This is a genomic window from Actinosynnema sp. NPDC059797 (assembly GCF_042732085.1).
GTDB lineage: Bacteria > Actinomycetota > Actinomycetes > Mycobacteriales > Pseudonocardiaceae > Actinosynnema.
Genome location: NZ_JBHWIE010000344.1, coordinates 1 through 7,443 on the forward strand (window position 1 = coordinate 1; position 7,443 = coordinate 7,443).

Genomic DNA, 7,443 nt, shown 5'->3' on the forward strand with positions numbered 1-7,443 from the left:
GGTCAGGGCGGCGAGGACAAGGAGCACCGCGCCGCGGCGTACATCCGGGGCGAGGACATCTTCGAGGTGCCCGGCGAGAACCTGCCGCCGTCGGTGATCGGCGGCGCGAAGCCGCGCAAGAAGGGCGACCAGGCGTGATCGAGCCGGAGTTCCTGCTGACGCCGCGGGAACTGGACGCGCTGTGGCACCACCTCCGGCTGGGCCGGCTGCCGTACCCGCTGGACGTGCCGGTGCCCGGGGCGACCGAGGAGGAGCGCGAACGGCTGCGCGGCCAGGCGCTGGCCGAGCACGGCGAACCCGCGCCGCGGCTGGTCGAGCTGCTGCGGCTGCTGGCGGAGCACGAGGTGGCCGTCGACGCGGTGGCCCACGTGGACCGGGCCGTGCGGGCGGTCGCGGTGGCGAGCGGCGAGCTGGGCGCGATGGCCGTGATCGACAGCGGGTCGATCGGCGTGCTGGGCATCCGGCCGACGGCGCTGGCGCGGTCGATCGTCGAGGTGCTGCCGGGCGGGACGGCGGGACCGGGCAGCGCCCTGTCGTTGCGGCTGGAGACGCTGCACGCGGCCGTGGCGCTCCAGGACGAGCAGGACGACGACGAGGACGACCCGTGGGGCGGCGGCGAGCTGGACGAGCGCGAGGCGCTCCAGAAGGCGGGCCTGTCGCGCGAGGACGCGACCGTGGTCAGCGAGCTGGCCGCGAGCCGCGTCGCGGGCGGCCAGTTCGGCGTCACCGTCGGCGGCGGCTACCGGCGCACCCGGGCGGGCACCCTGATCACGTGGTTCGACACGCACCAGGGTCGGTACCTGATGGTCCACGAGGACGGCTGGCTCAGCCTCGCCCCGACCGACAACGACCGCATCGCCACCCGGATCGCCTCGGTCCTGTCCGCGGTGGCCTGACCCCCACCTCTTCAGGGCCCCCGGACTCCGGTCCGGGGGCCCTGAACGCTGAACCCACCCGTCCCGAACGTACGACTCACCCGTCCCGAACGTACGACTCGCGATGCCGGAGTGGAGGACACGCGATGTCCGAGTGGAGGACACGCGCGGAGCGGGTGGGGTTGTCGGCGTGTCGTCCGGTCAGGCATCGCGTGTCGTCCGGTCGGGTGTTGCGAGTTGTCCGGTCGGGGTGGGTGGGGTGTGGCAAGAGGGGTCCGGTGGGTGGACGGGGTTGAGGGGTGGGGGTGCGGGCCCACATGCTCGGGGGGTGAGTCAGCCACTGGTGGTCGGGGTGTTGGTCGGGAACCCGCGGGTCGGGTCGCGGACGTTGCGGGCCGCGGTCGGGGTCGGCGAGGCGGTGCGGGGCGCGTTGCGGGCGCTGGGGCACGAGGTCGCCGGTGACGGGCCGCTGGTGGACGCGGCCGGGTTGGCGGGTGAGGTGTTCGCGGCCGGGTCCGGGGTCGTGGACGAGGCGCTGGAGGCGTTGGGCCGGGCCGATTACCTGGTGGTGGCCTCCCCCACCTACAAGGCCACGTACACCGGGTTGTTGAAGGCCGTGCTGGACCGGGCGCCCGGCGGGTGGCTGCGGGGCCGGGTGGCGGTGCCGCTGCTGGTGGCCGCGAGCGACCGGCACGCGCTGGCGGTCGAGCTGCACCTCAAGCCGCTGCTGGCGGAGCTGGGGGCGGCGGTGCCGGGGCGCGGGCTGTTCCTCAACGACTCCGCGCTCGACCAGGACCCCGCCGCCCTGCTGGCCGAGGCCGGCTGGTTCGCCGCGCCGGTGGGGGTGGCGTCGTGACCGACCTGCGCGCGGCGCTCCGCGACTTCCCCCAGGCCGTCGGCATCGTCACCGCGCCCGGGCCCGACGGGCCGGTCGGCGTCACGGTCAGCTCGTTCACCTCGGCCAGCCTGAACCCGCCGCTGGTGGTGGTGTGGATCGGCGAGGGCGCGTCCGCCTGGCCCGTCCTGCGCACGGCGCCGCTGTTCGCCGTCCACCTGCTGCACGCCGGTCAGACCGAGCTGTCCGACCTGTTCGCCAGGACCGGCGCGGACCGCTTCGGGCCCGCCACGCGGTGGGAGCCCGACGCGGACGGCGTGCCGCACCTGCTGGACGCGCCGCTGCGCCTGAGCTGCCGCACCGCGCGCCGGATCTCGGTGGGCGACCACGTGGCGCTGGTCGGCGAACCCCGCGAGATCCGCCACGCCGAGAACGGCGCGCCGCTGGTCCGGTTCCGGGGGCGCTACACCTCCGTCGCCTGAGACACCGACTGAGACCGAGACGCCGACTGGACCGAGACGCCGACTGGACCGAGACGCCGACTGGACCGAGACGGGAGCTGGGCCGAGACGGGAGCTGGGCCGAGACGGGAGCTGGGGACCCGGGCGGAGGTGTGGCCCCTGCCCGGGTCCCGCTGGTTCAGCCGGAGGTCAGGAACCGCAGCACCTCGCGCGCCACCTCGTCGTTCTGCCGGAACGCGGGCGCGTTCGTGTTCGGTCGCGCGAACGCCGCGTAGGCCCGGTTCGACGTGTACGGCCCGACCGCGAAGCGGCGCGCGTGCGGCTCGCCGCGCGCGTCCAGCAGCCGGCTGTCCTCCGCCGCGACCCGCACCTGCCCGGCCTCGTCGGCCAGCACCTCGCCCGCGTCGCGCAGCGACCGCAGCAGCGGGTTGGCCGTGCGGCCCAGCTCGTGCACCGGCAGCCGCGCCTCGATCAGCCCGGACGCCCGCACCACGTGCCCCGGCACGCTCGCGCCGCCCGCCAGGAACGCGCCGTCCTCCGCCCGCACCCACGCGTCCGCGCCGAGGAACCGCACCACCCCGGCCCGCGACAGCGCCAGCAGCTGCTCCAGCCGGTCCGGCGGCGGCCCGCTGGCGAACCAGCTGAAGAACCCGTGCCACCACCCGCCGTCGCCGCGCACCCGGCCGGTCGCCGCCAGCCGCGCGTACTGCCCGTACACGCCGAGCAGCGCCAGGAACGCGCCCAGGTCGGCGCTCCACCGGTCGTCGGACCGCCGCGCCAGGTCCGCCTCGACGTACCCGCGCACGTGCGCCTGGAACTCGTCCGGGGAGGCGAACACCAGCCCGTCGAGGGGCCGGTCCAGCCGCTCGAAGTCGATCCGGTCCTCCTCCGCGACGGTCTCCTCCAGCTCCCGCATCTCCGGGTCGTACCAGTCCAGCTCGGCGAAGCACCCGGCGAACTCGTCCCACGGCTTGCGCACCCGCCCCGGGTGCCCGGTGAACAGCTCCCGGTAGTAGCCGTAGGCCACGTCCTTCGCCATCAGCGGCCACACGTCGCGCCGGAAGTCCAGGTCCCCGGAGGAGGCCGCGGCGAGGGCGTCGGCGGAGAAGAACCGGGGCGGCTCGGGTGGCGCGCCGCGCAGCCGGTAGCCGGTCTTCGAGTGGTACGGCAGGCCGCGCCGCGACCCGGCGTGCAGCCGGGGTTCCCGCCCGGACGGCACGTACCGCAGCACGCCGCCCTCCCGCGTGAACCGCCCGCCGCGCTCCTCTGCGAGCAGCACGAACAGGTCCACGAACGCCAGCCCCAGCCCCCGCACCACCACGTCGGCCCCGGCGGGCACCGCGGACAGGTCGGTGTCGGCCGTGTAGTCCGGCGGCAGGTACAGCAGCCCGTGCCGCCCCGCGTACGAGGCCAGCTCCGCTTCCCCGGCCGAGGGCTCCGCGTCCAGGTGGCCCAGCGCGAGCACCACCACGTCGGCCACGAGCGGCTCGGCGCGGTCGGCCAGCCACACCCGCTGCGGCTCGCCCGGCGACCCGGTCAGCCGCACCGCCGACGTCCGGTGCACGCGCACCGAGCTGCCGGCGGGCAGCGACGCCTCGGCCAGCCCGTGGAACCACCGCAGGTAGGCGCCCTGCACGCGGCGGCCGGGGAACGAGGTCGGCCCGGTCGCCGCCAGCTCGGCCCGCACGTCGGGCGGCAGGTCGGGCAGCACGTCGGGCGGCACGTCCCGGGCCCACTCCGCCAGCGACGGGCCCGGCCGGACCGGGCCCTCCAGCACCACGCTGTCGTCGGTGAACACCGTGACGTCCTCGGCCATCGAGTTCATCCGCAGCAGCGGCGACTGGCCGTGCCGCCACACCCGGCCGGCGCCCTCGGGGAACGGGTCGACCAGGTGCACCTCCAGCGGGTGCGGGAACAGCTCCGGCGCGTTGGCGCCGAAGCGCTCGATCAACCCCGAGGCGCGGGGACCCGCTCCGACGATGACGACCCGGGCGGTGGCAGGGCTCATGCGGCGTTCTCCGAAACACGAAGGGTGCGCGTCCCTCAACGCCGCTCCGGCAGCCAAGCGCCCGGAGTGCCGCCGGGTCAAGGGTTTCCGGTATCCGGACGTCGTTGACGGCGCCTCCGCCGCGCTGCTGGACTGGACCCGTTCCACCGCACCGCACGCCACCCAGCCGCGTCCCTCAACGCCCCGAGCACCGGCGTGCGCGCACCGCGCGGACCCCGCAAAAGGCCCAGGAGCCAATTCCGCCGAGGCACCCGGAAGGCGTTTCCCCTGCTCACGCGGGCACCGGCGAGGTCGTCTTGTGCATCCACGGTCGGGTGACACTAAGCTGAATCGCGCCCTACGGTCACCCATTGCACCATTCGAGTGACAAATGGCCGGAAATGCGCACGTCGGCTATCGCGGTGACCCGATCGCGCGACAGGTCGACACCAAGGTTGTCCCCTCGACGATGGGCCCGCAGAGCTGAATGAAGATGGTCGAAGAGGCAGGTGCGGCACGACCGGGTGACGAGTCCGGGGACGTCCGGGGCGAGTTCGCCCGGCGGTGGGCCGCCACCATCGGCTCGACCGTGGTGGCCGACCTGCCGCGCCCCCGGCTGGAGGCGTTGCTCGCCGGGTTCACCACCGACCTGCACACCGCCGTGCGGCACGACGGCCCCACCGGCGCGGTGCACCGGGCGGGCCGCGCGATGGTCGAGCACGGCCTGGTGTCGACCACCGCGCTGGAGCGCTCGCTCGCGTTCGTCGGCGACCACCTGCTCGACCACTTCGCCCTGCCCTGCGAGCGGGCCAAGCGGCTGATGGCCGTGCTGGGCGCGTTCGCCGCGGGCTTCGCCGACGGCCTGCGCGTCCACACGCTCGACCAGCAGGAGCAGAGCCAGACCCGCGTGCTGCGGCTCACCCGGTCGGCGGAGGCGAAGCTGCGGGCCAGCGAGGCCAAGTTCCGCGCGGTGTTCCGGACCTCGCCCGCGGCCATCGCGGTCACCGGCCTCGGCGGCGAGCTGCTGGACTGCAACGACGCCCTGCTCGCCATGCTCGGCCGCACCGCCGAGGAGCTGGCCGGGACCACCGGCCGGGACCTCGTGCACCCCGAGGACCAGGCCGCGCTGAACCGGCTGGCCGACGAGCTGAAGGCCGGGAACAGGGACCACGTGCGCTCTGAGCTGCGGCTGCTGGGCGGCGACGGCGACCCGGTCACCGCGCTGGTCTCGATCGCGCTGGTGCGCGACGACGAGGGCGCGCCCGCCTACTACGTGGCCGTCCTGGAGGACCTGGACGAGGTGCGGGCGCTCCAGGCGCGGCTGCTGCACCAGAGCCTGCACGACGTGCACACCGGCCTGGCCAACCGCGGCCAGTTCGTCGGCTGGCTGGAGAACGCGGTCGGCGCCAGGGGCCCGGCGGCGCTCGCGCTGGTCGTGTTCGACCTCGACGGGTTCCGGGTGGTCAACGACGCCTACGGGCACGAGGTCGGCAACCGGGTGCTCAACGCCGTCGCCGGTCACCTGCGGTCGGTGTTCGACGGGGTCGGGCGGCTGGCCCGGATCGAGCCGGACGAGTTCGGCGTGCTGGTCCTCGACCCGGAGGACGTGGCGACCGTGGTGACGCTCGCCGAGGAGGCCCTCGACCTGCTGGCCGAGCCGGTGTGGGTGGGCGAGGACGGCATCGGCGTGACCGCCAGCGTCGGCGTGGTGGTGCGGTCGGCGCGCGGCGCGGACGTGACCGAGCTGATGCGGTGCGTCGACATGACCGTGCGGTGGGCCAAGGAGGACGGCAAGGCGCAGTGGGCGCTCTACGACCCCGAGCGCGACCGGCGGGAGCGGACCCCGATGCGGCTCGCCGCGTCCGTCGCGGGCGGGCTGGAGCAGGGCGACTTCCGGGTCGACTACGAGCCGGTGCGCTCGACGGCCGACGGGTCGCTGCTGGCCGTGGAGGCGCGGCTGCGCTGGGAGCACCCCGTCGAGGGGCCGGTCGACCCGCTGGAGCTGGGCCCGCTGGTCGCCGGCACGGGCATGGCGGCGCGGCTGGGCGCGTGGGCGCTGGAGCAGGCGTGCCACGACGCCGGCCGCTGGCACGCGGAGTTCGGCGCGGCCGCGCCCGTGCTGACCATGAACCTGACCGCCCGGCAGTGCCAGGAGCCGGAGCTGGTGGCCGAGGTGCGCCGGGTGCTGCGGGAGAGCGGCCTCCCCTCGTCCGGGCTGCGGCTGGAGCTGGACGAGACGCTGCTCGGCAGGCTCGGCGAGGAACAGCTGGAGGAGCTGGCCATCCTCACCGAGCACGGCGTGGGGCTGGCGCTCGACCGGGTCGGCAACGCCAACCACGGCGTCGACCGGCTGAGCAGGCTGCCGCTGGGCGGGCTGAAGTTCGAGGGCGCGCCGATCCGCGGCATCACCGAGGGCGCGACCCCGATGGACGAGACCGCCACGGTGGCGCTGCTGTCGTGGGCGCGCACCCTCGGCATCACCCTCCACGCGGCGGGCGTGCGCACGGAGGCCGAGGTGGCGCGGCTGGCCGAGTTGGGCGTGACCGGCGTGCAGGGCCCGCTGTTCGGCGAGCCGCTGTCGGCGGACGGGGTCGCCGCGATTCTTGGCAAGTCCTGACGCGGCGCTCAGCCTGCTCACAGGGCGCGGGGCGAACCTGGGTCCATGGCAGAGGAATTCCCCGCGGTGAGCGGGACGTTGGTGGAGCGGGCGCCGTTCTGGCGGCGCACCGGGACCGCGGTGACCTCGGCGGCGCTGGCCGCCGCGCTGTTCGGCGGGGTCACCGGTGGCGTGGTCGGCGCCCTGAACGCGCCGGGCGCGACCACGGGCGCGGTCGGCAGCCCGGCGGCGTTGCAGGCCGGTTCGTCGTCGGGGACGTCCACCGCGGACGTCTCGGCGATCGCCGCGAAGGTGCTGCCGAGCGTGGTGCAGGTCAACGTGACCACCGGCCGGGGCGAGGGGCTGGGCTCCGGCGTGGTGCTGAGCGCGGACGGGCGGATCCTGACCAACGACCACGTGGTCGCCGGCGCGGACCGGGTCACCGTGACGCTCGCCGACGGGCGCACCGCGGACGCCTCGGTGCTGGGCAGCGACGCGTCCAGCGACCTGGCGGTCCTCCAGGCGGAGGGCGTGAGCGGCCTGACCCCGGCGGTGTTCGCCGACTCCGACCGGGTGAGGGTCGGCGACCAGGTCGTGGCGATCGGCTCGCCGGAGGGCCTGCGGGGCACCGTGACGTCGGGCATCGTCAGCGCCCTCGACCGCACGGTGACCGTGCCGTCGACCACGGG

Annotated in this window: 6 protein-coding genes; 5 read left to right on the forward strand and 1 reads right to left on the reverse strand. The window is 75.4% G+C overall.

Annotation, left to right across the window (positions count from 1 at the left end; genetic code table 11):
* Positions 1 to 134 precede the first annotated feature (134 nt).
* The 3 genes from ACFV4N_RS36575 (at position 135) to ACFV4N_RS36585 (ending at position 2,192) form a co-directional block, all read left to right on the forward strand.
* Positions 135 to 896 carry an ESX secretion-associated protein EspG gene (locus ACFV4N_RS36575; RefSeq protein ID WP_499677248.1) on the forward strand — a complete coding sequence of 254 codons (762 nt, stop codon included), beginning with the start codon at positions 135 to 137 and terminating at the stop codon, positions 894 to 896.
* 307 nt (positions 897 to 1,203) lie between these two features.
* Complete coding sequence (locus ACFV4N_RS36580) at positions 1,204 to 1,731, forward strand: NADPH-dependent FMN reductase (protein WP_499677249.1); 528 nt, start codon at positions 1,204 to 1,206, stop codon at positions 1,729 to 1,731.
* Positions 1,728 to 2,192, forward strand: a complete 465-nt coding sequence (locus tag ACFV4N_RS36585; protein ID WP_499677250.1) for a flavin reductase family protein — start codon at positions 1,728 to 1,730, stop codon at positions 2,190 to 2,192. Before ACFV4N_RS36580 ends, ACFV4N_RS36585 begins: the two co-directional genes overlap by 4 nt.
* Positions 2,193 to 2,349: 157 nt before the next feature.
* Here ACFV4N_RS36585 and ACFV4N_RS36590 read toward each other — a convergent pair whose 3' ends face one another.
* Positions 2,350 to 4,179 carry an FAD/NAD(P)-binding protein gene (locus ACFV4N_RS36590; protein ID WP_499677251.1) on the reverse strand — a complete coding sequence of 610 codons (1,830 nt, stop codon included), beginning with the start codon at positions 4,177 to 4,179 and terminating at the stop codon, positions 2,350 to 2,352.
* Between the two features lie 472 nt (positions 4,180 to 4,651).
* Here ACFV4N_RS36590 and ACFV4N_RS36595 point away from each other — a divergent pair, with 472 nt between their 5' ends.
* Complete coding sequence (locus ACFV4N_RS36595) at positions 4,652 to 6,775, forward strand: putative bifunctional diguanylate cyclase/phosphodiesterase (protein ID WP_499677252.1); 2,124 nt, start codon at positions 4,652 to 4,654, stop codon at positions 6,773 to 6,775.
* A gap of 45 nt (positions 6,776 to 6,820) precedes the next feature.
* On the forward strand, positions 6,821 to 7,443 hold a 623-nt coding region (locus ACFV4N_RS36600), incomplete at its 3' end, for a S1C family serine protease (RefSeq protein ID WP_499677253.1).